Annotated in this window: 1 protein-coding gene; it reads right to left on the bottom strand. The window is 47.1% G+C overall.

All coding sequences use genetic code 11. The features are described from left to right. Positions 1-28: 28 nt before the first annotated feature. On the bottom strand, positions 29-255 hold a 227-nt coding region (locus tag AC3XQU_RS24325; RefSeq protein ID WP_489876684.1), incomplete at its 5' end, for a hypothetical protein.

The following is a 255-nucleotide window of genomic DNA, read 5'->3' on the forward strand; positions in this document are numbered from 1 at the left end:
GGGCATCCGACGAACTTTGGATATTTCGTCACCCGCCGGATTTCGATTCAACAATTAGCATTTCAAAATAATGAAGGGTTTTTAGTAGATGACCGCTATCCGAATTCTCTACGTACCAAATGAGTCCGGTGATTTTCGGCAGCTCGGATTTCGGCGTCCATTGGCAAACCTTGTAACGGCTGGACTTATTGCTGACGTTGATGTCTTCAGTCTCCAATGGCGTATCCACAATGGCGGTGATCCGGAAGAACATCG

The organism is Telluria sp. AZSoR62, assembly GCF_058111565.1.